Genomic DNA, 25,170 nt, shown 5'->3' with positions numbered 1-25,170 from the left:
ATTTTTCCACTATGTATACATTTGCTATAGTTTATTATAGTACGGCAAAACGAAGAACACAACGGATGGGCTGGAACTTTTTCTGGTGGCTTTCGGAAAGGGGGAAGAAAAATGTCCAAAAAAGAAGCCGCTTTCAACGATATTGTGCGCAAAGTGCGCAAACAGCTGTTTGGCAAAGGGCCGGAGCGGATTAAAACGTATTTTGTCGACAACTTGGCGATTACGATTTTGCATGGCAATTTGACGCCGACAGAAAAATTTATCGCCCGCACGCCGGAAGGCCGAGAGATGGTGCATGCAGCGAGAACGAAAATGATCCAAGACGTGTACGCCCAACATGTGCCGGACGGCATGGAAGAGCTCATCGGTTCGAAGCTTCTTTATTTGTTCAGCGACATTAAAGTGGAAGAAGATATGGCCGTATCGGTGTTCGTGTTTGAAAAACCGATTGAATTGTGACGATTTTGTGAACAGAAACAATTGTTTTTCGTTACTGTTCGTGGTATGCTTATGAATAGTTAGCACGATGAAAATAGTAGAAGCCTTGCCGGCTAAACGGTTTCGCCGCTTGGCAGGCAGGTTTCGGAAACGGATGTGCGTTGGTTTCGCTGCAGAAGTGCTGGGCGCAAACTACCGCCGCTTTTCGCTGACAGGGGCGAGTTTGTCCTCTTGTCCGGAAGGCGGCGGTTTTATTTTGCATGGAAAGGGGGAATGGCAAGGTGAGCGGGTTTGCGGCGAAATGGCGACCGATTGCGAAATACCGGAACGGGCGCTTTGTTGAGGAAGAGGACGAGATCGCGCTCGAGTTTCCGTTGACCATAACGGTCAATGGCGAGGAGTTTGCGACGATCGTTTGCACGCCGGCGCATCTAGATGAATTGGTAATCGGATTTTTGGCTTCGGAAGGAGCCATTCGGACGTGCAGCGACATCAAAGGGATGACCATTGATGGTGAGCGGGGCTTTGCTTATGTCGAACTCGCCGCAGGCGGACTGCCGGCCAAACAGTTTTATGCCAAGCGGTTCATCGGCTCGTGCTGCGGAAAAAGCCGGCAATTTTATTTTTACAATGACATGAAGACGGCGAAAACGATCGTCGGCGGCATCACGGTGAAGGCGGATGACTGCATTCGCCTCATGAAAGCGCTGCACGAGCGGTCGACGGACTTTGCGGCGACGGGCGGTCTTCACAACGCCGCGCTCGCCACACCGGATGAGATGGTCGTGATTCGTTCTGACATCGGGCGTCACAACGCGCTCGATAAGCTGTATGGCTATTGCCTGCGTCATCAAGTTGCGATGAAAGACAAGCTCATTGTATTCAGCGGCCGCGTTTCATCGGAAGTGCTGTTAAAGGCGGCGAAAATGGGAGTGAGCGTCCTGCTCTCAAAATCGGCGCCGACGACGCTGGCCTTGGATTTGGCGGATGAACTCGGCATAACCGTCGTTGGCTTTTTGCGCGGGCAGGCGTTTAACGTGTATACGCATGAGAGTCGGATCATCATCGGGTAAAAGGGGAGGAGAGGCTGTGAAAAACCGTTGGCTCATTGCGTTATCGGCTGTCGGCATTCATATTTCGATTGGGTCTGTTTATGCGTGGAGCAATTTTACCAATCCATTAAAACAATTGTTTGGATGGTCGGACCAGGAAGTGGCGCTCACGTTCAGCATTGCGATCTTGTTTTTAGGATTGTCGGCTGCGTTCCTTGGCCATTTTGTTGAAAAGCACGGACCGCGGAAATCCGGACTATTGGCCGCCATCTTCTTTGGCCTCGGGGTGACTGGTTCTGGATTAGCTGTTGCTCTCGGTTCCAAGTATCTGCTTTATCTGTTTTATGGCGTTTTAGGTGGGATCGGGCTCGGCGTCGGGTATATTGCGCCAGTGTCAACGCTTGTCAAATGGTTTCCAGACCGGCGCGGGTTGGCTACAGGGCTGGCGATTATGGGATTCGGTTTTGCCGCAGCGATCGCGAGTCCGGTGATGAACAGTTTGATTGCCTCCGTCGGCGTCCAAAATACGTTTTTCATTTTAGGCATTACGTATTTTGTCATTATGACGTTATCTTCTCTTTATTTAGAAAAACCGCCAGAAGGATGGCTGCCGGAAGGATTTCAGGAAAAAGTGAAGGCCGGAAAAGCCAAACCTTCGCTTGATTTGGCGCAGTTGACGGCCAATGAGGCGGTTAAAACAAGACGTTTTTGGTATTTATGGTTCATGTTGTTTATTAACGTGACGTGCGGCATTGCCGTTTTAGCGGTGGCCAAACCGTTGGCGGTGGAAAGCATCGGCATCAGCCAAACGGCCGCGGCGGCATTAGTTGGCGCCATTGGGGTGTTTAACGGGTTAGGGCGCATCGGTTGGGCATCGGCTTCTGATTATATTGGGCGACCGAATACGTATACGACGTTTTTCGTTTTGCAAATCTTGATTTTCTTCCTGTTGCCGAACGTGTCCATCAAATGGCTGTTTGTTGTGATGCTGACGATTGTGTATACGTGCTACGGCGGCGGATTCGCCTGTATCCCGGCGTATATCGGCGATTTGTTCGGCACGAAGCAGCTTGGCGCCATCCATGGTTATATTTTGACCGCTTGGGCCGCGGCTGGTCTCGTCGGACCGATGTTTGCTGCGTATATTAAAGACACGACCGGTTCTTATGAAGGAAGTTTGGCCTTTTTTGGCGGATTGTTTGTCATCGCTTTCATCATCTCGTTGCTCGTGCGCATCGATATTCGCCGATTGCGCGCCCAGCATGAACAAATCGCCTATGTTTCGGCGGCTAAGGAAAGTTGAGAACGATTTCCTTCCGTCTTCCCTCGGCGTGCGGCAAGCCACGCCGGGGGTTTTTTGATATAATAAGGTGGATATGGATCATAGGCATCATGGGGGAAACGTTGAATGACAAGAGAAACAGAGCGATTTCCAGCGCGCGAGTTTCAGCGCGATTTGCTTGACTGGTTCGCCCGCGAGCGCCGCGACCTGCCGTGGCGGAAAGGCCGCGACCCATATAAAGTATGGGTGTCGGAAGTGATGCTGCAGCAAACGCGCGTCGAGACGGTCATTCCGTATTTTGAACAGTTTATCGATCGGTTTCCGACGCTGGAGGCGCTTGCTGACGCTGATGAGGACGAGGTGCTGAAGGCGTGGGAAGGGCTCGGCTATTACTCGCGCGTGCGCAATTTGCACGCGGCGGTGAAAGAAGTGAAAACGCGCTATGGCGGCAAAGTGCCGGACGATCCAGATGAATTTTCTAGGCTGAAAGGAGTCGGACCGTATACGGTCGGGGCGGTGTTGAGCCTCGCTTATGGTGTCCCGGAGCCGGCTGTTGACGGCAACGTAATGCGTGTCTTGTCGCGTCTGTTTCTCGTGACAGACGATATTGCCAAACCGTCGACGAGAAAACGATTTGAACAAATCGTCCGCGAAATTATGGCGTACGAAAACCCGGGAGCGTTTAACGAGGCGCTGATTGAGCTTGGCGCTCTTGTTTGCACACCGCGCCGCCCGTCGTGCCTTCTTTGTCCGGTGCAAGTCTACTGCCAAGCGTTCGCCGAAGGGGTGGCGGAAGAGCTGCCGGTGAAAACGAAAAAAACAGCGGTCAAACAAGTGCCGCTCGCAGTAGCGGTGCTGGCCGATGATGAAGGCCGCGTTCTCATTCGCAAGCGCGACAACACCGGTTTGCTTGCGAATTTATGGGAGTTCCCCAGCTGCGAAACGGACGGTGCAGATGGAAAAGAGAAGCTCGAGCAAATGGTTGGGGAGCAATACGGTTTGCAAGTAGAGCTTACAGAACCGATCGTTTCGTTTGAGCATGCGTTTTCCCATTTAGTCTGGCAGTTGACCGTGTTTCCCGGCCGCCTGATCAGCAGCGAGTCCACCAAGGAGCCTTTTCGGCTTGTGTCTGAAGATGAGCTCGAAGCGTACGCCTTTCCGGTGTCCCATCAACGTGTTTGGCGCGAATATAAAGAATGGGCGGGCGGAGTACGCCGCCCCGATTAATCAGGCACCGGCATCGTGCCGTGTGTATACGTTGCTTCACGGCGCCCAAGGCCGCCGCGCGCTTCGATTTCCTCGATGATTTCACGGTGAATCGTCTGCCCTTCGACGTTTAAATATGGAGCGATTTGTTGGAACGAATGATGAAAATAAGCGAGTTCGTCATCGGTCCATTCCGTTTTCGGAATCATCGACAGCTCAGTCATATCGCGGCCGACGTACATAGGCAGCCCCTCCCTCATCTATGGAATTCGGCTATATTATATGTATAAGGAGTGAAAAACATGAGCGGAAAAGTAGCAGTGGTCACCGGCAGCAGCCGCGGCATTGGCAAAGCGATCGCCTTGCGGCTGGCCAAGGAAGGATACGATATCGTGGTCAACTACGCCCGCAGCAAAACAGCTGCCGAAGAAACGGCGCGCGAAATTGAAGCGCTCGGGAGAAAAGCGCTCGTCGTCAAAGCGAACGTCGGCGACGTTGAGAAAATTCACGCCATGTTTGCCCAAATCGATGAGGTGTTCGGGCGGGTCGACGTGCTCGTGAACAACGCCGCATCCGGCGTCTTGCGCCCGGCGATGGAATTGGAAGAAACGCATTGGAACTGGACGATGAACATCAACAGCAAAGCGCTTTTGTTTTGCGCCCAGGAAGCGGCCAAAAGAATGGAGCAAGTCGGCGGCGGGAAAATTGTGAGCATCAGCTCGCTCGGGTCGATCCGCTATTTGGAAAACTATACGGCGGTCGGCGTCTCGAAGGCCGCGCTTGAAGCGCTGACCCGCTACTTGGCTGTCGAGCTGGCGCCGAAAAACATCGCCGTCAACGCCGTCTCCGGCGGGGCGGTCGATACCGATGCGCTGAAGCACTTCCCGAACCGTGAAGAGCTGCTCGCCGACGCGGCTGCGAACACGCCGGCTGGCCGCCCGGTCAAACCCGATGATATCGTCAACGCGGTTTTGTTTTTGCTCTCGGATGCAGCCGAGATGATTCGCGGGCAGACGATCATTGTCGATGGTGGAAGATCTTTACTTTTGTAACGTCAGCGGATAGAACGATCACCCCCGGGGCATAGTAAAGCACGTGGAGGTGAGAACAATGGCCAAACAACCGAACAAAACAGCAGCTGGCACAAACATTCAAGAAGTAAGACAACAAAATGCCCAATCGGCTCAAGCCGCTCAAGCTGGCCAATTTGCGACGGAATTTGCGGCTGAGACGAATGTGCAACACGTAAAACAACAAAATGCGCAAGCGGAAGCCCGCAAAGCGCAAAATGTCAATCAATAACCAACGATCATCCATGGCTGACGCCTGGCGGTTGTGACGACGGCGTATGTTGCTACAAGAGCGCAGGCGATAGGCCGAAGATGGAAGGAAAAAGCAGGGGCGGCGCGCCTCTGCTTTTTTTGTCGACAAAAGCTGTCATCTCTTTACAAGATTAGTGAAAGGGATTTGTGGGTGCGGGCGCGAAATGATGAAAGGAAATCACACGGCAAAGGGGAAGGGAGAACGGAATGGCGATGGAGCACGCATGGACGAATGTAGGCGACGAGGCGCTGTTTTTGCAACAGGAGATGGAGCGTTGCGAGGAGATCACCCGCCAGTTGGATGAACTTGAACGTGAAGCGCCGACCGCCGCCTTGCGCGAGGAAGTGCGGCAAATGAAACGGGAGGTGGAAGCCATCCGCCGCGCATTTTTAGGGCAGATGGCACCCGGTGTCTGACGGACAGGCTGCGTCCTTGAGCCAACGCGCCAGTTGCCTTTTCCTCAGTAAGGCGGCCTGCTTTTCTTTCCTTTTGCAAAAGGAACAGGGTATAATATAACGAAGAAGCTCCCATCGGAAAGTAGGGAAGAATGATGCCAGTTTACCCTCGGGAAGGGAAAATCATTCAAATCCATAGCTACAAACATAATGGGACGATTCACCGGATTTGGCAGGAAACGGTCGTATTAAAAGGGACGCCATCGTATGTGATCGGCGGCAATAACAAAACACTCGTCATGGAAGCGGACGGCCGGACGTGGGTGACGCGCGAACCGGCGATTTGTTTTTTTCATGCTAAGCATTGGTTTAACATTATCGCCATGATTCGTGAGGACGGGGTGTACTACTATTGCAATTTAAGCTCGCCGTTCGTTTGGGATGAAGAAGCGCTGAAGTACATCGATTATGATTTGGATATTAAAGTGTTTCCCGATATGACGTACATGCTGCTGGATGAAGATGAGTATGAGCGGCATCGCCGCGAAATGCACTATCCCGATGTGATCGACCGCATTTTAAAAAACAACGTTCAAAAACTGATCGGCTGGATTAAGGAGCGGAAAGGGCCGTTTGCGCCCGAGTTCATCGACAAATGGTACGGAGTGTTTCAGGCGTACCAAACGTAAATAGCGGCATGAAAAAAGCCTGTTCGGCATCGCTGGCAGGTTTTTTCTGCTTTTTTGTCGAAAGCGGCACGCATGAAGAGCTGATGGTGAGGCGGGGGATTGTCCTACGGCAGGCTGTCAGTCAAGCCATCCTCGTGCGTCCCACGGTTGGGCTGCCTTGCTAACGCTTATGCTTAAAAGCAGGGGTCTCGATTAGAGATGAGAAATAGCGACATGAAAAATCCTGTTCGCAAGTCGGCAGTTTTTCTGCTTTTTCCCGCATGCATGAGGAATGGCGACGGTCAAGCAGGAGTGATCAGTTGATTTGGAGGCGAAATCGACATCATGGAAGACTTGAATCCGACGGACTTAAAACAAGTGGAAGGAAACAAAGAGTTTCAAATTTTCAAGCGCCCGTCGATGAACGTCGCCTATGTCGGACTGACGGCGACGAGAGGGCCGCTGAAAAACAAGTTGGTTCGCCAAGCGTTGAACTACGCGGTTGACAAGAAAGCGATCATCGATGCGTTTTACGCCGGCCAGGCGGAACCGGCGAAAAACCCGATGCCTCCCAGCATCCCGGGATACAACGATGCGATTCAAGACTATCCGTTTGATTTGAATAAAGCGAAAGAGCTGCTTGCGAAAGCGGGTTATCCGAATGGCTTTGAAATCGAACTGTGGGCGATGCCGGTACCGCGTCCGTATATGCCGGACGGGCAAAAAATCGCTGAGGCCATTCAAGCGAATTTTGCCAAAATCGGCGTGAAAGCGAAAATCGTGACGTATGAATGGGCGACCTATTTAGACAAGCTCGCCAAAGGGGAAGCGGACGCCTTCCTGCTCGGCTGGACGGGCGACAACGGTGATGCCGATAACTTCTTGTATGCGCTCCTTGACAAAGACAGCATTGGCAGCAACAACTACACCTATTTCTCGAATGATGAGCTGCATAAAATTTTGGTCGAAGCGCAAACGGTGAGCGATGAAAACAAACGGAACGAGCTGTATAAAAAAGCGCAAGAGATCATTAAAGAAGAAGCGCCATGGATTCCGCTCGTCCATTCAACTCCGCTGTTGGCCGGCAAGGCGAATATCCAAGGCTTTAACCCGCACCCGACCGGTTCGGATAAGTTTACGAAAGTCGAGTTTAAATAATCGACTGAGAGAGGGGAAGGAGCGCATCTTCCCCTCTTTGTTTGCCGCATGTTAAGGGAGGGAGAGTCAGGTGCTGTCGTATGCTGTGAGAAGGGTGCTGATGGTGATCCCGGTGTTGTTTGGCATGTCGCTTGTCGTCTTTTTTATGATCCGAGCCATTCCAGGCAACCCGGCGCAAGTCATTTTAGGGCAAAAAGCGACGAAAGAGGCTGTAGCGGCTTTGACCCATAAGCTTGGGTTAGATGAGCCATGGTATGTGCAGTATGTCAAATACATCGGCGGCTTGCTGCACGGTGACTTAGGCGAGTCGATCCGCACCGGCGCCCCCATCGCCGAAGAAATTTGGCCGTATTTAGCGGCGACGATCGAACTGTCGCTGGCGGCGATGCTGATTGCGGTGATCATTGGCGTGAACGCCGGCATTATTAGCGCTTGGTTTCAAAATTCATGGTTTGATTATATTGCGATGGTGTTGGCATTGATTGGTGTTTCCATGCCGATCTTTTGGCTTGGCTTAATGGAGCAGTGGCTGTTTTCGATTGAACTTGATTGGCTGCCGACGTCCGGTCGCGAGGACGTACGCAACCCTGTTGAGCCGATCACTCATCTTTATCTGATCGATACACTTCTCTCTGGGAATACCGATCAATTTTGGCAAGTTATTCAACATCTTGTCTTGCCGAGTATGGCTCTAGCGACGATCCCGATGGCGATTATTGCTCGCATGACGCGTTCGAGCATGTTGGAAGTGATGAAATCCGACTACATTCGCACCGCTCGTGCGAAAGGATTAAGCATGTTTTGGGTCGTGTACAAACATTCGTTGAAAAACGCCATTATTCCCGTGTTGACGGTCATTGGGCTGCAAACAGGACTGCTGCTTGGCGGTGCGATTTTGACGGAAACGATTTTCAGCTGGCCCGGCATCGGACGCTATATTTATGATGCAATCGGGTATCGGGATTATCCGGTGATCCAATCGGGCATTTTGATCATTGCCACCATTTTTATTTTTATTAATTTGATCGTTGATTTACTTTATGCGATCATTGATCCGCGCATTAAGTACAATTAAGGAGGGAGGGCGCCTATGGCTGAACTAGCGCGCACGCCGGCAACACCGCCGGCGGCGATTAGGGAGACGGAATCGGTTTCTTTATGGAAAGAAGCATGGCGGCGGTTTCGAAAAAATAAAATCGCCTTGGTCGGTGCTGGGATCGTTTTGTTTTTTATCCTTGTCGCCATCTTGGCGCCGTGGCTGGCACCGTATGATTATAAAGACCAACAGTTGGCCGAGCGGTTGCAGCCGCCTTCTAGCGAGCATTGGTTCGGCACCGATGATTTTGGCCGCGACATTTTTTCCCGCGTGATATATGGAGCCCGCATTTCCCTGTGGGTCGGATTTTTTTCCGTGCTCGGCTCGGTCATGGTTGGTTCGCTGCTTGGCATTATCGCCGGCTACTATGGGCGCTGGATTGATGGGGTGATTTCGCGTTTGTTTGACATTATGCTGGCGTTTCCGAGCATTTTATTGGCGATCGGCATCGTCGCTGTGCTCGGGCCGTCTTTGCAAAACGCCCTCATCGCCATCGCTGTCATTAATGTACCGAACTTTGGGCGGCTCATCCGTTCTCGCGTGCTAAGCATTAAGCAAGAAGAATACATTATGGCAGCGAAAGCGATCGGCATGAGCGACTGGCGCATTTTAATCCATCATATTTTGCCCAACAGCCTCGCGCCGATTATCGTTCAAGGGACACTGGCGATCGCCACGGCCATTATCGAAGCGGCCGCACTTGGCTTTTTAGGCTTGGGGGCGCAGCCGCCCAATCCGGAGTGGGGGAAAATGCTATCGGATGCCAAAGATTTCTTGACTCAGGCGCCGTGGACGATGATTTTCCCTGGATTGGCGATCATGCTGACGGTGCTTGGCTTTAACTTAATGGGCGACGGGCTGCGCGATGCGCTTGACCCACGGATGAAAAATTGAAGCAGGCGGTCCGCTACGAGCGGCCGCCTGCTGACTTTCCCAGCTCTTTTTCCAGCGTGTCATCGTAATGGTAATGGTGGAAACTATCGATAAGCTTGTCTAAATGTTCGAGGCGATCCCCATAATCCATGATCGCTCCGATTAAAGAAAACAACCGATAATCGCCCGGCGGCTGGCCGTCCGCATAAAAGGCGGAAGTGAGCCGCTCGCGCTGATGATGAATTTCCTCGGCCCGTCTGCTGTGAGGGAGCGGCTTTGCCTTATGGATAAATTTCAGCAACAGTTGCTCATGGTAGTCAAGCAAGCAGCCAAGGTGCAGGCAGACGGCTTGACGAAGCTCGGCGGGCAAGCGGCTGAACTCGTTTTCGAGCCGGTGCAGCCATTTTAAGACAGATAAAGCTCGATCGGCCGCTGCTATCATTTGCCGGTACAACACGAGTTTGCGAGATTTTTGGAAGCGTTGGCGTCGAAAATACGTGCGTTCTTCTTTGTACATAAAATATAGATGCTCGAGTTTGGTCATTTCTTCGTGTCGTGCTTCAATTTCTTCCTTCAAATGGTGATGGTCGGCTGCTTGCTGTTTATGCAGGCGGATCCATTTTAAAATGGCCTCTGTTTCTTCGCTGATTTTTTCATATACCTTTTTTTCGTATTTCGGCGGCAAGAAAATCAAGTTGACGACAAAGGCGGCGAAAATACCGAGCATCATCGTTAAAAAGCGAATGGCCGCAAATTGAATGAACTGGCGGTCTGTATATTCCATAATGGCAATGACTGTGACAAGCGCTACGGAAATCGTCGATGATTCAAGGCGCATTTTCAGGCAAAGGGCGATGACGATCATCAGCGTCAAACCGACGACCAACGGATCGCGCCCAAGAATGAAAACCGCCGCGATCGCGAACAAGGCGCCGATCACATTCGCTTGCACTTGCTCGATCAGCGATAAATAGGAGCGGTAAATGGTCGGCTGCATGGCGAACACAGCGGAAATGCCGGCGAATGACGGCGATGGAAACTGGAAGAGCGCTGCTAAGAACAAGGCGAGCGCCACTGCGATCCCCGTTTTGAAAATGCGGGCACCGAGTTTCATCTATGATCAAAACTCTCCTTTTTGTTTTGGTGAACCATTCAGTACTATACACAGTTTCATCCTATGTGCGCAAGGAAAAAATATAACGCCCCGCTGGTAAAGGCGGGGCGTTGAGAAATTTCTGGTGTTCAAAGCTGCCGGAACGCCTTGCCGACCGCGTCGATCGTGTAGGCGATGTCGTCTTCCGTATGGGCGAGGGTGATAAACCATGCTTCGTATTTCGACGGCGCGAGATTGATCCCTTGTTTGAGCATGAGCTTGAAAAATTTCGCAAACAACTCGCCGTCGCTGCGCTGGGCTTGCTTGTAGTTTTCCACTTTTTCGTCAGTGAAGAAGACGGTGAGCGCGCCTTTTAAGCGGTTGACGGTCACCGGCAGGCCGCATTGGCGAGCATGGGCCAGGATGCCTTCTTCCAGCATTGCTCCCAATCGGTCGAGATGCTCATAGACGCCCTCTTGTTTCAACACTTCAAGGCAGGCGATGCCAGCGAGCATCGACGCCGGGTTGCCGGCCATCGTCCCGGCCTGGTACGCTGGTCCGAGCGGAGCGACTTGTTCCATAATGTCTTGGCGTCCACCGTACGCCCCGATCGGCAAGCCCCCGCCGATGATTTTCCCCATCGCCGTCAAGTCGGGCTCCACACCGAGCAAGTTTTGCGCTCCGCCGTACATAAAGCGGAAGGCGGTGATCACTTCGTCGTAAATGACGAGCGCCCCTTCCTTGTGGGCAATCTCATTGATCGCTTCTAAAAAGCCCGGTTTTGGCAGGACGATGCCGAAGTTGCCGACGATCGGCTCGACGAGGACCGCTGCGACTTGCTCGCCCCAAACGTTCATCGCTTCGCGGAACGATTCGACATCGTTGTATGGCACGGTAATGACTTCTTGGGCGATGCTCGGCGGCACGCCGGCTGAGTCCGGCGTCCCCAACGTCGATGGCCCCGAGCCGGCGGCGACGAGCACAAGGTCCGAATGGCCATGGTAGCAGCCTTCGAATTTGACGATTTTGCTTCGTCCGGTGTAGGCGCGGGCGACGCGGATCGTGGTCATCACCGCCTCTGTTCCCGAGTTGACAAACCGCACTTTCTCGAGCGACGGGATCGCCTCTTTTAACATTTTGGCAAACGTGATCTCATGCGGCGTTGGCGTGCCGTACAACACACCGGTCTCGGCGGCGCGGCGGATGGCTTCCGCGATGTGTGGATGGGCGTGCCCGGCGATGATCGGTCCGTAGGCGGCCAAGTAGTCGATGTACTTGTTTCCATCCACATCCCAAAAGTAGGCTCCTTGCGCCCGCTCCATCACGACTGGCGCACCGCCGCCGACCGCTTTGTATGAGCGGGACGGGCTGTTCACTCCACCAACAATGTGCTGGAGCGCTTCTTCATATAATTGTTCTGATTTGGTCCACTGCATTGTTTGATCCTCCTGTTTCCGCTGACTGCCTCTTTATATAGTAAACCGAGAAGACTCAAACTTCAATGCTATAGGTGTAAAGCGGGAGACGGATCGGTTTCTCCCATCATTGACGTGCCGATTCGAAAAAATCCGACAGGAAATCGTTTGTTTCCGTATGGGCGGAACTGACATCCAACTGTTGCCGACGGTCGATCGGCGAGTGGGCATTGATTTAGGACAAAAGCATTTTGCCGTTCTTTCCAAATCGGAGGCGGCGCCTAACGCAATGGCGTCAACAGACTGGAAAACAAAAAAGATGAAAATGGCGGCGATTCATGTATAATGCAACATAGGAGAAGGGCGCAAGCCGCCTTTTTCCTTTGACGCCAAGGAGAGGTCAGGAGGAGAACGATGAACGCGATTGAAGTAGAACATTTGCGCAAAGAATTTAAAGTGCACAAAAGCCGCTCCGGCCTTGTCGGAGCGTTTCGCGATTTATGGACGCGCCGTTATACGCTCGTTCGAGCGGTTGATGACATTTCGTTTGCTGTTAAGCAAGGGGAAATCGTCGGCTATATCGGCGAAAACGGCGCCGGCAAATCCACGACGATCAAAATGTTGACCGGCATTTTAACGCCAACGTCTGGGCGCATTGTCGTCAACGGGATGAATCCCCATAAAGAGCGCGAAAAATTCGTGCGCACGATCGGCGTCGTGTTCGGCCAGCGTTCGCAATTATGGTGGGACATCGCTGTTCAAGAGTCGTTCCGGCTGTTGAAAAAAGTGTACCGCGTCTCGGACGAGCAATATCGCCGCCATATGGCCGAGGTGATTGACATGCTTGAGATCGGCCCGCTGCTTGATAAGCCGGTGCGCAAGCTGTCGCTTGGCCAGCGGATGCGCTGTGAGCTTGCCGCCGCGCTCATTCACAACCCGCCGCTGTTGTTTTTGGATGAACCGACGATCGGCCTTGATGTGCTTGTCAAACTCAACATCCGCCAGTTTTTAAAGCAATTGAATGAACGGTATGGCACGACGATCCTGCTGACGACGCACGATATGTCAGACATTGAAGCGCTTTGCGAGCGGGTCATTATGCTCGATGAAGGGAAAATCATTTACGACGGGTCGCTTGAGCGCCTGAAAGAAAGATGGGGCCAAGGAAAACGGGTCGCCTTTACGTTTGCCGAAGCGGTGACGGCCGCTTTTTTGCAGCAGTTGACTGAAGGGTTGGATGTTGTTTGGAAAAAAGGTGAACAGCCAAACGTTTGGGTCTCGCACGTTCCATCAGGAGGCGTGCCGGAAGTTGTCAGTCGCGTCGCTGCCCGTTGTGCGTTAAATGACATCCATATTCACGAAGTGCCGACGGAGGAGATCATCCGCAATATTTATGAGGAAGGTGCGGTTCATGGGTAAGTATGTCGAAATGGTCCGCATCCGCTTTTTAATGATGCTCGCCTACCGGACAAACTATTACACTGGCATTTTGATTTACGCCATTAACATCGCAGCGTATTACTTCCTTTGGTCGGCTATTTATGGCGGCAAATCATCGATGCAAGGGATGTCGCTTGGGCAAATGACGACGTATGTCGCCATTTCCTGGCTGGCGCGGGCGTTTTATTTTAACAACCTTGACCGTGAAATCGCCATGGAAATCCGCGATGGAAAAGTAGCGATTGAACTGATCCGCCCGTACAGCTATTTAGGGATGAAAGCTGTGCAAGGGCTTGGCGAAGGGCTGTTTCGCCTTTTCTTTTTATCGCTGCCTGGGCTTTTGGTCGTATCGCTTTTTTTGCCGCTTCAGTTTCCGGGACACGCCAAAACGTGGCTGTCTTTCGGCTTGTCGCTTCTATTCAGCTTTATCATTTTTTCGGAGCTGAACTTGCTTGCGGGGGTTGTGACGTTCTTTACGTTCCGAAATGAAGGGTTGCTTAGGGCGAAGCGGTTTATCATCGACTTGTTTTCTGGGCTCATTTTGCCGCTTTCCTTTTATCCTGATTGGGCGCAACGGGCGATGATGTATTTCCCGTTTCAAGCCATCAGCTACATCCCAAGCATGATCATGACAGAAAGTTTTAAAGGTGCTGCTGTCCGTGATGGCCTGCTTCTGCAGGCAACGTGGTGCATCGTATTGCTTTTTCCGATTGGATGGTTATGGAGAGCGGCGAAAAAGCGTCTTGTTGTGCAAGGGGGGTAAACGTTGTTTTACGTATCGGTTTTTTTTCAATACATGGCGCAATATATGAAGACAAAGCTGCAATATCGAGCCGATTTGTTCGTGGAGTGGCTGTCTGACTTTATGGCTCAGGCGGTCAACTTGGTATTTTTGCTGGTTGTGTTCGGCCATACGACGCTGCTTCACGGCTGGTCGCGCGATGAGATTTTGTTTATTTACGGTTTTTTTCTTGTTCCATATGCCGTATTTGGCGCCTTTTTTAACCTTTGGGATTTTAATGAACGATATATTGTGCAGGGGGAAATGGATCGTGTGTTGACGCGCCCGCTAAACAGCCTGTTTCAAATTGTTTTGGAGCGGATGGAGCTCGAATCGTTGCTTGGCGCTGTGCCCGGGCTGATCATTATGCTGTATGCCGGCAGCCGCTTGTCTCTTTCATTTCATTGGTATGATGTCTTCGTGTTTATTTTGTTTGTCATTGGCGGTGCATTGATTTATGCCGGCATTTTCATTTCACTGGCGACGATCAGTTTTTTTGCCGACGCCCGCACATCCATCATGCCGATGATGTACAACATCAGCAGCTATGGCCGCTACCCGATCGATATTTATCATCGCGTCATCCGCTATATTTTAACGTGGGTGCTGCCGTTTGCCTTTGTCGGCGTTTATCCAGCTGCTTATTTTCTTGATAAAAAGGAATGGTACAGTTATGCCTTTTTCACCCCAGTGGTCGGCATGGTTTGCTTCACCGTTTCGGTCATGCTTTGGAACGCCGGGGTGAGACGATATCGCGGGACGGGGAGCTAGGCGCCCCGCCCGTTTTTGTTCATTTGCCATCAAAATGACAAACAATGGTCAAGCAATCGACACAACCTTGTCTGTATCGTTAGCATGTTGTGGCGTAAAATAAAATGTGAATATATTCACAAAAAGGAAGAAGAGGTGAATAGTGATGAAAAACGGGAGAGGAAATCGGGTAGCGGTCGTCGGCACCGGGTTTGTCGGCGCCAGTTATGCGTTTGCCTTAATGAATCAAGGGATTGCCGATGAGATCGTGCTCATCGATGCAAATGAAAACAAGGCTGAGGGCGATGCGATGGACTTCAACCATGGGAAAGTATTTGCGCCGAAGCCGGCTGACATTTGGCACGGCGATTACGATGATTGCCGCGATGCCGATTTGGTTGTCATTTGCGCCGGCGCCAACCAAAAACCGGGCGAGACGCGGCTTGATCTTGTGGACAAAAACATTGCCATTTTCCGCTCGATCGTTGAGTCGGTCATGGCATCCGGATTTCAAGGACTGTTTCTCGTCGCCACCAATCCGGTCGACATTTTAACGTACGCGACGTGGAAATTCAGCGGCCTGCCGCAAGAGCGAGTAATCGGATCGGGCACGATTTTGGACACGGCGCGGTTCCGCTTCTTGTTGGGCGACTATTTCGCCGTCGCCCCGACGAACGTGCACGCCTATATTATCGGCGAACATGGCGACACTGAACTCCCGGTCTGGAGCCAGGCTGATATCGGCGGCGTGCCGATCCGCAAGCTGGTCGAGTCTAAAGGGGAAGAAGCGCAAAAAGAGCTCGAGCGCATTTTTGTCAATGTGCGCGATGCCGCCTACCAAATTATTGAGAAAAAAGGAGCGACGTACTACGGGATTGCTATGGGGCTTGCCCGCGTGACGCGCGCCATTTTGCATCATGAAAATGCCATTTTGACCGTTTCCGCTTACTTGGACGGCCCATACGGCGAACGCGATGTCTACATCGGTGTGCCTGCTGTGATCAACCGAAATGGCATCCGCGAAGTGATTGAAATTGAACTTGACGAGGAGGAGAAAAAATGGTTCCACCGTAGTGCTGCGACGTTAAAAGGTGTATTGGCGCGCTATTTTGCTCAGTAAAGCGCAACGATTGGCTTCATCTGACGGGACGCTGGCTTGTCAAATGGGTCGGGTGATCCGGTGGAATACAGGAGTGCTGCCGATTCAAGCAGGGTGCGGAGGGTCATGCGGTATAATCGCCCGGTTGTCCGCGTATATATGAACGACGGACAAAAATGGGGGGAACGTGATGGATTACGCCTTCCTTGGCATTGTTGCCGCCGTACTGCTCGGCAGCATCACCTCGCTTTGGACAGTGCGCGTGCAAGCGACGCATCGCCTGTCACTCGATAGCTTATGGGTTCTCGTCCAATGGTATTTAACGATGTTGCTCGGTTTTGCCATGATTTATATGATTTTGCAAGTAAACGGCCATGCTGTGTTTACCCCATCCCCAAATAGCGCATCGAAAGATCGTTTGTCGCTGCTTGAAGACAGCTTGTATTTAAGCGGTATGACGCTTTTGTCGGTCGGATACGGTGATGTCACTCCGATCGGCGTCGGGCGGTGGATCGCCATTGCCGAAGCGCTGCTCGGCTACATTATGCCCGCTGTCATCGTGACGCGCACCGTGTTTGACTGGGATCATCGCTGATATGAGTTGCAATTTCCCTTCGTCTTCGCTACGCTAAAAGAAAACGAAGAAGACGGGGGGAACGACATGACGATTGCCATTGGCCAGCCAGCTCCAGATTTCACCTTGCCGGCAAGCAATGGGAAAATGGTTTCGCTGTCTGATTTTCGCGGCCGGTATGTGGTGCTTTACTTTTATCCAAAAGACATGACCCCGGGGTGCACAGCCGAAGCGTGCGACTTTCGCGATCGCCATGCGCAGTTCGCTGAGTTGAACGCCGTCATTTTAGGAGTGAGCACCGACCCGATGAATCGGCATGAGGCGTTTATCGAAAAATATGAGTTGCCATTTTTGCTTCTTTCTGATGAGCGGCATGAAGTGGCCGAGCTGTATGGGGTATGGAAGAAAAAGAAAAATTTCGGCAAGGAATATATGGGCATTGATCGCTCGACATTCATTATCGCCCCCGACGGAACGTTGGTCCAAGAATGGCGCGGGGTGAAAGTGAAGGGGCATGTCGATGAGGCGCTTGCGGAAGTCGCCCGACTAGCGTCATCTAGGTAAGCGTCCAGACAATGTACATCGTTTGGCGTATGATACATAGTAACCTCCTCAAATGAATGACATAAGAGGCGGAAACAATTTCCGCCTCCTTTTTTTGTTAAAATGGCGTCTGAGCCCATATATTAATGGCATCTATATTGACAAATGGCATGTATTCTTTGTAGACTAATTATAAATATTATAAAGTGATAATTTTTTTCACCTTTGCACAGAGAGTGAGGTGCATGACGGTGTCTGACAACGAGCAACTGAAGGAAGCGCTTGACATGCTGAAAAAGACTGGCATACGCATCACGCCGCAGCGTCATGCGATATTGGAGTATTTGATCAGCTCGATGTCCCATCCGACGGCTGATGAAATATACAAAGCGCTGGAAGGGAAATTCCCAAACATGAGTGTAGCTACCGTCTACAATAACTTGCGCGTCTTTAAGGAAATCGGGCTTGTCAAAGAGCTGACGTACGGCGATTCGTCAAGCCGGTTTGACTTCGTCACTTCCAATCATTATCACGTCATCTGTGAAGAGTGCGGCAAAATTGTCGATTTCCACTATCCAGCGCTTGATGAAGTCGAGCAGCTTGCCGCTCACGTCACCGGCTTTAAGGTCGACCATCATCGCATGGAAGTGTACGGAGTCTGCCCTGACTGTCAAAAAAGCGGGGCGCCGGCGCATTCGCATTAAAAAGCTGATAGCACAAGGCGGCTATCAGCTTTTTCTTTTTTTGTTGTACTTTTCGTCAAACTCTTTTCCTTCCAGTTCGCGGTCTAACGTCAACGGTTCACGGCAAAACATGCATAAATCGACGCGTCCGAGCATTTTTGTCACTTTGCCGCACGACGGGCAAACAACTTGGACGGCTCTCGTCGAGAGTGTGCCGATCCAAAAATATACAATGCCACTGGCGACAAGAAACAACATCCCAAACAACATAAACAACGTCATGATGACCGGGGACGTACGAAAAAACAGCCCAAGATACATGACAATGACACCGATAAAAATCAAGCTTAAGGCGAAAGTGCGAATTTTGTTGATTTTGCTCGAATATTTGATGCTCATCACAGTCCCTCCTACATAGACCACTATACCATAAAACGGGGTCCCATCGCGAAGAAGAAATCAACAAAATCGACGTTTTAAAGAAAGGAATTCCTCTTTTTTTGTCGAATAACGAATGACGGCAACAAACGACAGCTTCATGGATGCAAGCATTCTGGTCTTTCTGAAATGAAACAGGCGTTGACAGCATTGTTTGAACATCTGCACAAACGCAATGTGATGATTGATGACGGTGGAAGGGAGGAAAAAACGTTGCAGAAAAAACAGCCGGCTCAAAATAGGAACGTATGGTTGTCTGTCAATCGATATGTTGGGATATCTGAGGGATTTGTCCGCCCGGATATCGCGGCCGGCTTTCTGCAACGGACGCGAGGTATGAAAGAATTGCTGCATCCCATCTGTCACGAATGGGCAAACCGCTGCAACACGCACGGAATTTTAATGATTGAAAAAACGGCTTGCCATGCAGCAACAACGGATACGTTTGATGTCGTGCTGCTCGTCATTGTCGACCCGCAAAGCGAGCCTATGCTTCTCAGACAGTATTCACTAAACGAGAAAAAGGCGGTGCTTTATGCAGTCAGTGAACGGCAGTTAAATGAATGGCTTGTTCTCGGGTCACATCGAAAGGCGGTCGACTGGGTGTTCAACGGAACGGTCGTGTTTGACCGAAACGGCTATGTTCAGCAGTTGCGCCAGCGCCTTGAGCAATTCCCGCCTAAAGAACGGCGATTGAAAATGGGACTCGAGTTTGCCAAACTGATCCGCCATTATACAGAGGGCAAGGCGCTGTTTGCCGCCAAGCATTGGCTCGACTCATACAACCATATGGTGCAAGCCCTCCATCATTTGGCGCGATTGACCGTGATCGAGCACGGACTTTACCCGGAAGTGACCGTATGGAATCAAGTCAAGCGAATGGATGGAAGGATTTATAAACTGTATGAAGAACTCGTTGGAAGTGAAGAACCGCTTCCGAAACGGCTGGAACTTTTGTTGCTGGCCAGTGAATTTTTGATTCATTCTTACGTAGAATCAGGTTCCTCTCATTTATGCGAAGCGCTGAAAGAAAAAAATGGTGCTTGGAGCATTGAGGAAATGACCGGTCATCCGCAGTTTGCGCCTTACTCGGTTGATCTTGTTATCATGCTTGAGTATCTTGTCGAAAGGAAAGTGCTAACCGTCGTGGAAATGCCGACAAAAGGAAATACAATGCTCGAACGGTATTACACGTTGTAAAAAAAAGAATTTTGACGGTCCCCTTCTGCTGATCCCCAAAAATGGAAGGGAGCCGGTGAGAGGATGGATGCTATTAGGAATTTCATTGTGTTTATACAAATGTCAGTTGCCAAGATCATTGAAGGAAGGAGGCAACCCGGCCGAAAAAAGCTCTTGACTTCCTTGTCGAACGATGATATATTTTAAATCGCTGTCGCGCCGGGAAAATGTTGCGGAGCGGTATGAATAAAAGGCTGTTGACAACGAACAATAAAAATGCTATGATGTAAGGGCCGCTTTAGGAAGCGGAAAACACATTTGCGTTTGAGGGAGTCCAGAGGAGTTGGATTCCTCGGCGCAAGATTGCAACGAAGCAAGTTCAAGAAGAGGTCTCGTTCCTTGAAAACTGAACGAAACGAAGCGCAATAGAAAAGCGGAGGCCGCATTGGCCAAAGCAAAAGCCAATCAACTTTCTTTTGGAGAGTTTGATCCTGGCTCAGGACGAACGCTGGCGGCGTGCCTAATACATGCAAGTCGAGCGGACCAAATCGGAGCTTGCTCTGATTTGGTCAGCGGCGGACGGGTGAGTAACACGTGGGCAACCTGCCCGCAAGACCGGGATAACTCCGGGAAACCGGAGCTAATACCGGATAACACCGAAGACCGCATGGTCTTTGGTTGAAAGGCGGCCTTTGGCTGTCACTTGCGGATGGGCCCGCGGCGCATTAGCTAGTTGGTGAGGTAACGGCTCACCAAGGCGACGATGCGTAGCCGGCCTGAGAGGGTGACCGGCCACACTGGGACTGAGACACGGCCCAGACTCCTACGGGAGGCAGCAGTAGGGAATCTTCCGCAATGGGCGAAAGCCTGACGGAGCGACGCCGCGTGAGCGAAGAAGGCCTTCGGGTCGTAAAGCTCTGTTGTGAGGGACGAAGGAGCGCCGTTCGAAGAGGGCGGCGCGGTGACGGTACCTCACGAGGAAGCCCCGGCTAACTACGTGCCAGCAGCCGCGGTAATACGTAGGGGGCGAGCGTTGTCCGGAATTATTGGGCGTAAAGCGCGCGCAGGCGGTTCCTTAAGTCTGATGTGAAAGCCCACGGCTCAACCGTGGAGGGTCATTGGAAACTGGGGGACTTGAGTGCAGGAGAGGAGAGCGGAATTCCACGTGTAGCGGTGAAATGCGTAGAGATGTGGAGGAACACCAGTGGCGAAGGCGGCTCTCTGGCCTGCAACTGACGCTGAGGCGCGAAAGCGTGGGGAGCAAACAGGATTAGATACCCTGGTAGTCCACGCCGTAAACGATGAGTGCTAAGTGTTAGAGGGGTCACACCCTTTAGTGCTGCAGCTAACGCGATAAGCACTCCGCCTGGGGAGTACGGCCGCAAGGCTGAAACTCAAAGGAATTGACGGGGGCCCGCACAAGCGGTGGAGCATGTGGTTTAATTCGAAGCAACGCGAAGAACCTTACCAGGTCTTGACATCCCCTGACAACCCAAGAGATTGGGCGTTCCCCCTTCGGGGGGGACAGGGTGACAGGTGGTGCATGGTTGTCGTCAGCTCGTGTCGTGAGATGTTGGGTTAAGTCCCGCAACGAGCGCAACCCTCGCCTCTAGTTGCCAGCACGAAGGTGGGCACTCTAGAGGGACTGCCGGCGACAAGTCGGAGGAAGGTGGGGATGACGTCAAATCATCATGCCCCTTATGACCTGGGCTACACACGTGCTACAATGGGCGGTACAAAGGGCTGCGAACCCGCGAGGGGGAGCGAATCCCAAAAAGCCGCTCTCAGTTCGGATTGCAGGCTGCAACTCGCCTGCATGAAGCCGGAATCGCTAGTAATCGCGGATCAGCATGCCGCGGTGAATACGTTCCCGGGCCTTGTACACACCGCCCGTCACACCACGAGAGCTTGCAACACCCGAAGTCGGTGCGGTAACCCTTACGGGAGCCAGCCGCCGAAGGTGGGGCAAGTGATTGGGGTGAAGTCGTAACAAGGTAGCCGTACCGGAAGGTGCGGCTGGATCACCTCCTTTCTAAGGACGAAGAAAAGCGGAAGCGCCGTAATTTCGCCTAAAGGCAGCCCGCGTCCTGCGGGCAACGGCGAAATATCGCCATCCTGGCGATCTCGAAGCCAAATGTTCTTCACCCGCAGGGGTGCTTGCACCCCGAGGGGGAAGGTTATTTGGCAGAAGAGAGCCAGGCGCTGGAGCTAGACATCAGTCGTTATTCAAAGCAAAACGCGCTTCTGTTTCGTTCAGTTTTGAAGGAATGAGAAATTCCTTCAGTTGCTTTGCGTCTGCGTCTACAAGTGAATTCAGAGAAGCTGGATTCCTCGGCGCAAAGCTGCAAGGAAGCTGTTTCAACGTAGTTGCTTTGCGTCTGTGCCTGCGTCTGCTAGCAGGTTCAGGGAAGCAAGATTCCTCGGCACAAAGCCGCAAGGAAGTTTGTTCAAAGAAGTCGCTTTGCGTCTACAAACGGATTCGAGGAAGTGGGATTCCTCGATGCAAGACTGCAGAGAAGTGAATTCAAGAAGCAGTCTCGTTTGCGTCTGCGTCTACAAGTGGATTCGGAGAAGCCGAATTCCTCGACGCAAACCAGCGAAGAAGCAGGTTCAAGGCAGCAACTTTGCATCTGCGTCTTCTAGCAGATTCGAGGAAGTGGGATTCCTCGATGCAAGACTGCAGAGAAGCAAATTCAAGAAGCAGTCTCGTTCCTTGAAAACTAGATAACCGATAAAGCAAAGGAAGAAGCCGAGAGCGCAATAGGTTAAGCTGGAAAGGGCGCACGGTGGATGCCTTGGCACTAGGAGCCGATGAAGGACGGGGCAAACGCCGAAACGCTTCGGGGAGCTGTAAGCAAGCGTTGATCCGGAGATGTCCGAATGGGGGAACCCACTGTCCGTAATGGGGCAGTATCCATGCCTGAATCCATAGGGCATGGAGGGCACACCCGGGGAACTGAAACATCTTAGTACCCGGAGGAGAAGAAAGCAACCGCGATTCCCTGAGTAGCGGCGAGCGAAACGGGAACAGCCCAAACCAAGAGGCATGTCCTCTTGGGGTTGTAGGACCGCTCACGATGGGAGTGAGAAAGGGACGGGGTAGACGAACCGGTCTGGAACGGCCGGCCAGAGAAGGTGAGAGCCCTGTAGTCGAAACTTCGTTCCCTCCCGAGCGGATCCTGAGTACGGCGGGACACGAGGAATCCCGTCGGAAGCAGGGAGGACCATCTCCCAAGGCTAAATACTCCCTAGTGACCGATAGTGCACCAGTACCGTGAGGGAAAGGTGAAAAGCACCCCGGGAGGGGAGTGAAAGAGAACCTGAAACCGTGTGCCTACAAGTAGTCAGAGCCCGTTGATGGGTGATGGCGTGCCTTTTGTAGAATGAACCGGCGAGTGACGATGGCGTGCGAGGTTAAGCCGAAGAGGCGGAGCCGCAGCGAAAGCGAGTCTGAACAGGGCGTGTGAGTACGTCGTCGTCGACCCGAAACCAGGTGATCTACCCATGTCCAGGGTGAAGGCCGGGTAACACCGGCTGGAGGCCCGAACCCACGCACGTTGAAAAGTGCGGGGATGAGGTGTGGGTAGGGGTGAAATGCCAATCGAACTTGGAGATAGCTGGTTCTCCCCGAAATAGCTTTAGGGCTAGCCTCGGGTTTGAGAGTCTTGGAGGTAGAGCACTGATTGGGCTAGGGGCCCAAAACGGGTTACCGAACCCAGTCAAACTCCGAATGCCAACGACTTATGCCCGGGAGTCAGACCGCGAGTGATAAGATCCGTGGTCGAGAGGGGAACAGCCCAGACCGCCAGCTAAGGCCCCGAAGTGCACGTTCAGTGGAAAAGGATGTGGAGTTGCCGAGACAACCAGGATGTTGGCTTAGAAGCAGCCACCATTTAAAGAGTGCGTAATAGCTCACTGGTCGAGTGACTCTGCGCCGAAAATGTACCGGGGCTAAACGTGCCGCCGAAGCTGCGGGATGACCGTTGGTCATCGGTAGGGGAGCGTTCTAAGGGCAGAGAAGCCAGACCGGAAGGACTGGTGGAGCGCTTAGAAGTGAGAATGCCGGTATGAGTAGCGAAAACAGAGGTGAGAATCCTCTGCGCCGAAAGCCTAAGGGTTCCTGAGGAAGGTTCGTCCGCTCAGGGTTAGTCGGGACCTAAGCCGAGGCCGAAAGGCGTAGGTGATGGACAACAGGTTGAGATTCCTGTACCACCTTCTTCCCGTTTGAGCGATGGGGGGACGCAGGAGGATAGGGCGAGCAGGCGGCTGGAAGAGCCTGTCCAAGCCGTGAGGCTGATCCGCAGGCAAATCCGCGGATCATAAGGCTAAGCGGTGACGGCGACGGAGTAATCCGGAAGTCCCCGATTTCACACTGCCAAGAAAAGCCTCTAGCGAGGGAAGAGGTGCCCGTACCGCAAACCGACACAGGTAGGCGAGGAGAGAATCCTAAGGCGCGCGGGAGAACTCTCGTTAAGGAACTCGGCAAAATGACCCCGTAACTTCGGGAGAAGGGGTGCTCTTTGGGGTGAAGAGCCCTGAAGAGCCGCAGTGAAAAGGCCCAAGCGACTGTTTATCAAAAACACAGGTCTCTGCGAAGCCGAAAGGCGACGTATAGGGGCTGACACCTGCCCGGTGCTGGAAGGTTAAGGGGAGCGCTTAGCGGAAGCGAAGGTGCGAACCGAAGCCCCAGTAAACGGCGGCCGTAACTATAACGGTCCTAAGGTAGCGAAATTCCTTGTCGGGTAAGTTCCGACCCGCACGAAAGGTGTAACGACTTGGGCGCTGTCTCAACGAGAGACCCGGTGAAATTATACTACCTGTGAAGATGCAGGTTACCCGCGACAGGACGGAAAGACCCCGTGGAGCTTTACTGCAGCCTGATATGGAATTTTGGTATCGCTTGTACAGGATAGGTGGGAGCCTGGGAAGCCGGAGCGCCAGCTTCGGTGGAGGCGACGGTGGGATACCACCCTGGCGGTATTGAAATTCTAACCCGCACCCCTTAGCGGGGTGGGAGACAGTGTCAGGTGGGCAGTTTGACTGGGGCGGTCGCCTCCCAAAAGGTAACGGAGGCGCCCAAAGGTTCCCTCAGAATGGTTGGAAATCATTCGGAGAGTGCAAAGGCACAAGGGAGCTTGACTGCGAGACGGACAGGTCGAGCAGGGACGAAAGTCGGGCTTAGTGATCCGGTGGTTCCGCATGGAAGGGCCATCGCTCAACGGATAAAAGCTACCCCGGGGATAACAGGCTGATCTCCCCCAAGAGTCCACATCGACGGGGAGGTTTGGCACCTCGATGTCGGCTCATCGCATCCTGGGGCTGTAGTCGGTCCCAAGGGTTGGGCTGTTCGCCCATTAAAGCGGTACGCGAGCTGGGTTCAGAACGTCGTGAGACAGTTCGGTCCCTATCCGTCGCGGGCGGAGGAAATTTGAGAGGAGCTGTCCTTAGTACGAGAGGACCGGGATGGACGCACCGCTGGTGTACCAGTTGTCCCGCCAGGGGCACCGCTGGGTAGCTATGTGCGGACGGGATAAGCGCTGAAAGCATCTAAGCGTGAAGCCCCCCTCAAGATGAGATTTCCCACCGCGTGAAGCGGGTAAGATCCCTCGAAGATGACGAGGTCGATAGGTCCGAGGTGGAAGCGTGGCGACACGTGGAGCTGACGGATACTAATCGATCGAGGG

Annotated in this window: 22 protein-coding genes, 2 rRNA genes and 1 pseudogene; 21 read left to right on the top strand and 4 right to left on the bottom strand. The window is 52.4% G+C overall.

From position 1 onward, the window contains the following. Positions 1-111: 111 nt before the first annotated feature. From ACVX3G_RS00125 to mutY, 4 genes are all read left to right on the top strand, one after another. Entirely contained in the window at positions 112-459 is a 348-nt protein-coding gene (locus tag ACVX3G_RS00125) for a Na-translocating system protein MpsC family protein (RefSeq protein ID WP_011229964.1), read from the top strand. Positions 460-719: 260 nt separating this feature from the next. Further along, positions 720-1,511 (top strand): formate dehydrogenase accessory sulfurtransferase FdhD, encoded by a 792-nt coding sequence (gene fdhD, locus ACVX3G_RS00120; protein ID WP_033024728.1) that lies wholly within the window; start codon positions 720-722, stop codon positions 1,509-1,511. A 16-nt stretch (positions 1,512-1,527) separates the two neighbouring features. After that, the gene (locus ACVX3G_RS00115) at positions 1,528-2,793 is read left to right on the top strand and encodes an L-lactate MFS transporter (RefSeq protein ID WP_014194917.1); all 1,266 of its coding nucleotides are present in this window, start codon (positions 1,528-1,530) and stop codon (positions 2,791-2,793) included. A gap of 105 nt (positions 2,794-2,898) precedes the next feature. Next, positions 2,899-3,999: an A/G-specific adenine glycosylase gene (gene mutY, locus ACVX3G_RS00110; protein WP_020279373.1), complete on the top strand. Its 1,101-nt coding sequence runs from the start codon at positions 2,899-2,901 to the stop codon at positions 3,997-3,999. Here the strand turns inward: mutY and ACVX3G_RS00105 are convergent. Next, positions 3,996-4,220 carry a hypothetical protein gene (locus ACVX3G_RS00105; protein ID WP_011229968.1) on the bottom strand — a complete coding sequence of 75 codons (225 nt, stop codon included), beginning with the start codon at positions 4,218-4,220 and terminating at the stop codon, positions 3,996-3,998. The genes mutY and ACVX3G_RS00105 overlap by 4 nt on opposite strands. Positions 4,221-4,280: 60 nt before the next feature. Here ACVX3G_RS00105 and fabL point away from each other — a divergent pair, with 60 nt between their 5' ends. The 7 genes and pseudogenes from fabL (at position 4,281) to nikC (ending at position 9,512) form a co-directional block, all read left to right on the top strand. Beyond that, complete coding sequence (gene fabL / locus ACVX3G_RS00100; protein ID WP_011229969.1) at positions 4,281-5,030, top strand: enoyl-[acyl-carrier-protein] reductase FabL; 750 nt, start codon at positions 4,281-4,283, stop codon at positions 5,028-5,030. 58 nt (positions 5,031-5,088) lie between these two features. Beyond that, entirely contained in the window at positions 5,089-5,280 is a 192-nt protein-coding gene (locus ACVX3G_RS00095) for a gamma-type small acid-soluble spore protein (protein ID WP_011229970.1), read from the top strand. 227 nt (positions 5,281-5,507) lie between these two features. Beyond that, the gene (locus ACVX3G_RS00090; protein ID WP_011229971.1) at positions 5,508-5,717 is read left to right on the top strand and encodes a YgaB family protein; all 210 of its coding nucleotides are present in this window, start codon (positions 5,508-5,510) and stop codon (positions 5,715-5,717) included. Between the two features lie 134 nt (positions 5,718-5,851). Further along, positions 5,852-6,385, top strand: a complete 534-nt coding sequence (gene ntdP, locus ACVX3G_RS00085) for a nucleoside tri-diphosphate phosphatase (RefSeq protein ID WP_011229972.1) — start codon at positions 5,852-5,854, stop codon at positions 6,383-6,385. Between the two features lie 309 nt (positions 6,386-6,694). Further along, positions 6,695-7,522: pseudogene (locus ACVX3G_RS00080) on the top strand (ABC transporter substrate-binding protein); the annotation flags it as partial. A gap of 70 nt (positions 7,523-7,592) precedes the next feature. Next, a complete protein-coding gene (locus ACVX3G_RS00075) occupies positions 7,593-8,597 on the top strand; it encodes an ABC transporter permease (protein WP_014194923.1) in 1,005 nt (334 codons plus the stop codon). A 15-nt stretch (positions 8,598-8,612) separates the two neighbouring features. Continuing rightward, positions 8,613-9,512, top strand: a complete 900-nt coding sequence (gene nikC, locus ACVX3G_RS00070) for a nickel transporter permease (protein WP_011229973.1) — start codon at positions 8,613-8,615, stop codon at positions 9,510-9,512. A 13-nt stretch (positions 9,513-9,525) separates the two neighbouring features. Here the strand turns inward: nikC and ACVX3G_RS00065 are convergent, their stop codons facing one another. Together ACVX3G_RS00065 and ACVX3G_RS00060 are read right to left on the bottom strand one after the other, a co-directional pair. Beyond that, complete coding sequence (locus tag ACVX3G_RS00065) at positions 9,526-10,605, bottom strand: FUSC family protein (RefSeq protein WP_014194924.1); 1,080 nt, start codon at positions 10,603-10,605, stop codon at positions 9,526-9,528. A gap of 128 nt (positions 10,606-10,733) precedes the next feature. Next, positions 10,734-12,020, bottom strand: coding sequence for a glutamate-1-semialdehyde 2,1-aminomutase (locus tag ACVX3G_RS00060; protein WP_013146305.1), 1,287 nt, complete (start codon positions 12,018-12,020; stop codon positions 10,734-10,736). 393 nt (positions 12,021-12,413) lie between these two features. Here ACVX3G_RS00060 and ACVX3G_RS00055 point away from each other — a divergent pair, with 393 nt between their 5' ends. The 7 genes from ACVX3G_RS00055 to perR all read left to right on the top strand — a co-directional run bounded on the left by ACVX3G_RS00055 (position 12,414) and on the right by perR (position 17,890). Continuing rightward, the gene (locus tag ACVX3G_RS00055; protein WP_011229976.1) at positions 12,414-13,418 is read left to right on the top strand and encodes an ABC transporter ATP-binding protein; all 1,005 of its coding nucleotides are present in this window, start codon (positions 12,414-12,416) and stop codon (positions 13,416-13,418) included. After that, positions 13,411-14,202: an ABC transporter permease gene (locus ACVX3G_RS00050; RefSeq protein WP_011229977.1), complete on the top strand. Its 792-nt coding sequence runs from the start codon at positions 13,411-13,413 to the stop codon at positions 14,200-14,202. Before ACVX3G_RS00055 ends, ACVX3G_RS00050 begins: the two co-directional genes overlap by 8 nt. Positions 14,203-14,205: 3 nt before the next feature. After that, positions 14,206-14,991 carry an ABC transporter permease gene (locus ACVX3G_RS00045; protein WP_011229978.1) on the top strand — a complete coding sequence of 262 codons (786 nt, stop codon included), beginning with the start codon at positions 14,206-14,208 and terminating at the stop codon, positions 14,989-14,991. 145 nt (positions 14,992-15,136) lie between these two features. Beyond that, positions 15,137-16,090, top strand: coding sequence for an L-lactate dehydrogenase (locus ACVX3G_RS00040; protein ID WP_011229979.1), 954 nt, complete (start codon positions 15,137-15,139; stop codon positions 16,088-16,090). 169 nt (positions 16,091-16,259) lie between these two features. Beyond that, positions 16,260-16,664: a potassium channel family protein gene (locus ACVX3G_RS00035; RefSeq protein ID WP_011229980.1), complete on the top strand. Its 405-nt coding sequence runs from the start codon at positions 16,260-16,262 to the stop codon at positions 16,662-16,664. A gap of 66 nt (positions 16,665-16,730) precedes the next feature. Then, positions 16,731-17,207, top strand: coding sequence for a thioredoxin-dependent thiol peroxidase (gene bcp / locus ACVX3G_RS00030; RefSeq protein ID WP_011229981.1), 477 nt, complete (start codon positions 16,731-16,733; stop codon positions 17,205-17,207). Between the two features lie 224 nt (positions 17,208-17,431). Then, positions 17,432-17,890 carry a peroxide-responsive transcriptional repressor PerR gene (gene perR, locus ACVX3G_RS00025; RefSeq protein WP_020279379.1) on the top strand — a complete coding sequence of 153 codons (459 nt, stop codon included), beginning with the start codon at positions 17,432-17,434 and terminating at the stop codon, positions 17,888-17,890. A gap of 24 nt (positions 17,891-17,914) precedes the next feature. Here perR and ACVX3G_RS00020 read toward each other — a convergent pair whose 3' ends face one another. Further along, complete coding sequence (locus ACVX3G_RS00020) at positions 17,915-18,268, bottom strand: YgzB family protein (RefSeq protein WP_011229983.1); 354 nt, start codon at positions 18,266-18,268, stop codon at positions 17,915-17,917. Between the two features lie 375 nt (positions 18,269-18,643). On the opposite strand from ACVX3G_RS00020, the gene ACVX3G_RS00015 reads away from it, so the two are divergent. The 3 genes from ACVX3G_RS00015 to ACVX3G_RS00005 all read left to right on the top strand — a co-directional run bounded on the left by ACVX3G_RS00015 (position 18,644) and on the right by ACVX3G_RS00005 (position 25,170). Further along, the gene (locus ACVX3G_RS00015; protein ID WP_033845649.1) at positions 18,644-19,507 is read left to right on the top strand and encodes a nucleotidyltransferase-like protein; all 864 of its coding nucleotides are present in this window, start codon (positions 18,644-18,646) and stop codon (positions 19,505-19,507) included. A gap of 452 nt (positions 19,508-19,959) precedes the next feature. After that, positions 19,960-21,518 (top strand): 16S ribosomal RNA (locus ACVX3G_RS00010). Positions 21,519-22,249: 731 nt separating this feature from the next. Continuing rightward, positions 22,250-25,170, top strand: a 23S ribosomal RNA gene (locus ACVX3G_RS00005). The 16S and 23S rRNA genes sit together here, the layout of an rRNA operon.

This window comes from Geobacillus sp. PLS 41 (assembly GCF_056494105.1).
Note: the sequence above shows the minus strand (reverse complement) of the source record. Positions and strands in the feature narration are given on the sequence as shown.

Coding starts and splice junctions, on each gene's coding strand:
- ACVX3G_RS00105 (WP_011229968.1), bottom strand. CDS start 4,220: ATGTACGTCGGCCGCGATATGACTGAGCTGTCGATGATTCCGAAAACG.
- ACVX3G_RS00095 (WP_011229970.1), top strand. CDS start 5,089: ATGGCCAAACAACCGAACAAAACAGCAGCTGGCACAAACATTCAAGAA.
- bcp (WP_011229981.1), top strand. CDS start 16,731: ATGACGATTGCCATTGGCCAGCCAGCTCCAGATTTCACCTTGCCGGCA.
- ACVX3G_RS00065 (WP_014194924.1), bottom strand. CDS start 10,605: ATGAAACTCGGTGCCCGCATTTTCAAAACGGGGATCGCAGTGGCGCTC.
- ACVX3G_RS00015 (WP_033845649.1), top strand. CDS start 18,644: ATGAAAGAATTGCTGCATCCCATCTGTCACGAATGGGCAAACCGCTGC.
- ACVX3G_RS00125 (WP_011229964.1), top strand. CDS start 112: ATGTCCAAAAAAGAAGCCGCTTTCAACGATATTGTGCGCAAAGTGCGC.
- ACVX3G_RS00050 (WP_011229977.1), top strand. CDS start 13,411: ATGGGTAAGTATGTCGAAATGGTCCGCATCCGCTTTTTAATGATGCTC.
- fabL (WP_011229969.1), top strand. CDS start 4,281: ATGAGCGGAAAAGTAGCAGTGGTCACCGGCAGCAGCCGCGGCATTGGC.
- ACVX3G_RS00060 (WP_013146305.1), bottom strand. CDS start 12,020: ATGCAGTGGACCAAATCAGAACAATTATATGAAGAAGCGCTCCAGCAC.
- ACVX3G_RS00040 (WP_011229979.1), top strand. CDS start 15,137: ATGAAAAACGGGAGAGGAAATCGGGTAGCGGTCGTCGGCACCGGGTTT.
- ACVX3G_RS00020 (WP_011229983.1), bottom strand. CDS start 18,268: ATGAGCATCAAATATTCGAGCAAAATCAACAAAATTCGCACTTTCGCC.
- ntdP (WP_011229972.1), top strand. CDS start 5,852: ATGCCAGTTTACCCTCGGGAAGGGAAAATCATTCAAATCCATAGCTAC.
- mutY (WP_020279373.1), top strand. CDS start 2,899: ATGACAAGAGAAACAGAGCGATTTCCAGCGCGCGAGTTTCAGCGCGAT.
- ACVX3G_RS00035 (WP_011229980.1), top strand. CDS start 16,260: ATGGATTACGCCTTCCTTGGCATTGTTGCCGCCGTACTGCTCGGCAGC.
- nikC (WP_011229973.1), top strand. CDS start 8,613: ATGGCTGAACTAGCGCGCACGCCGGCAACACCGCCGGCGGCGATTAGG.
- perR (WP_020279379.1), top strand. CDS start 17,432: ATGACGGTGTCTGACAACGAGCAACTGAAGGAAGCGCTTGACATGCTG.
- ACVX3G_RS00090 (WP_011229971.1), top strand. CDS start 5,508: ATGGCGATGGAGCACGCATGGACGAATGTAGGCGACGAGGCGCTGTTT.
- ACVX3G_RS00055 (WP_011229976.1), top strand. CDS start 12,414: ATGAACGCGATTGAAGTAGAACATTTGCGCAAAGAATTTAAAGTGCAC.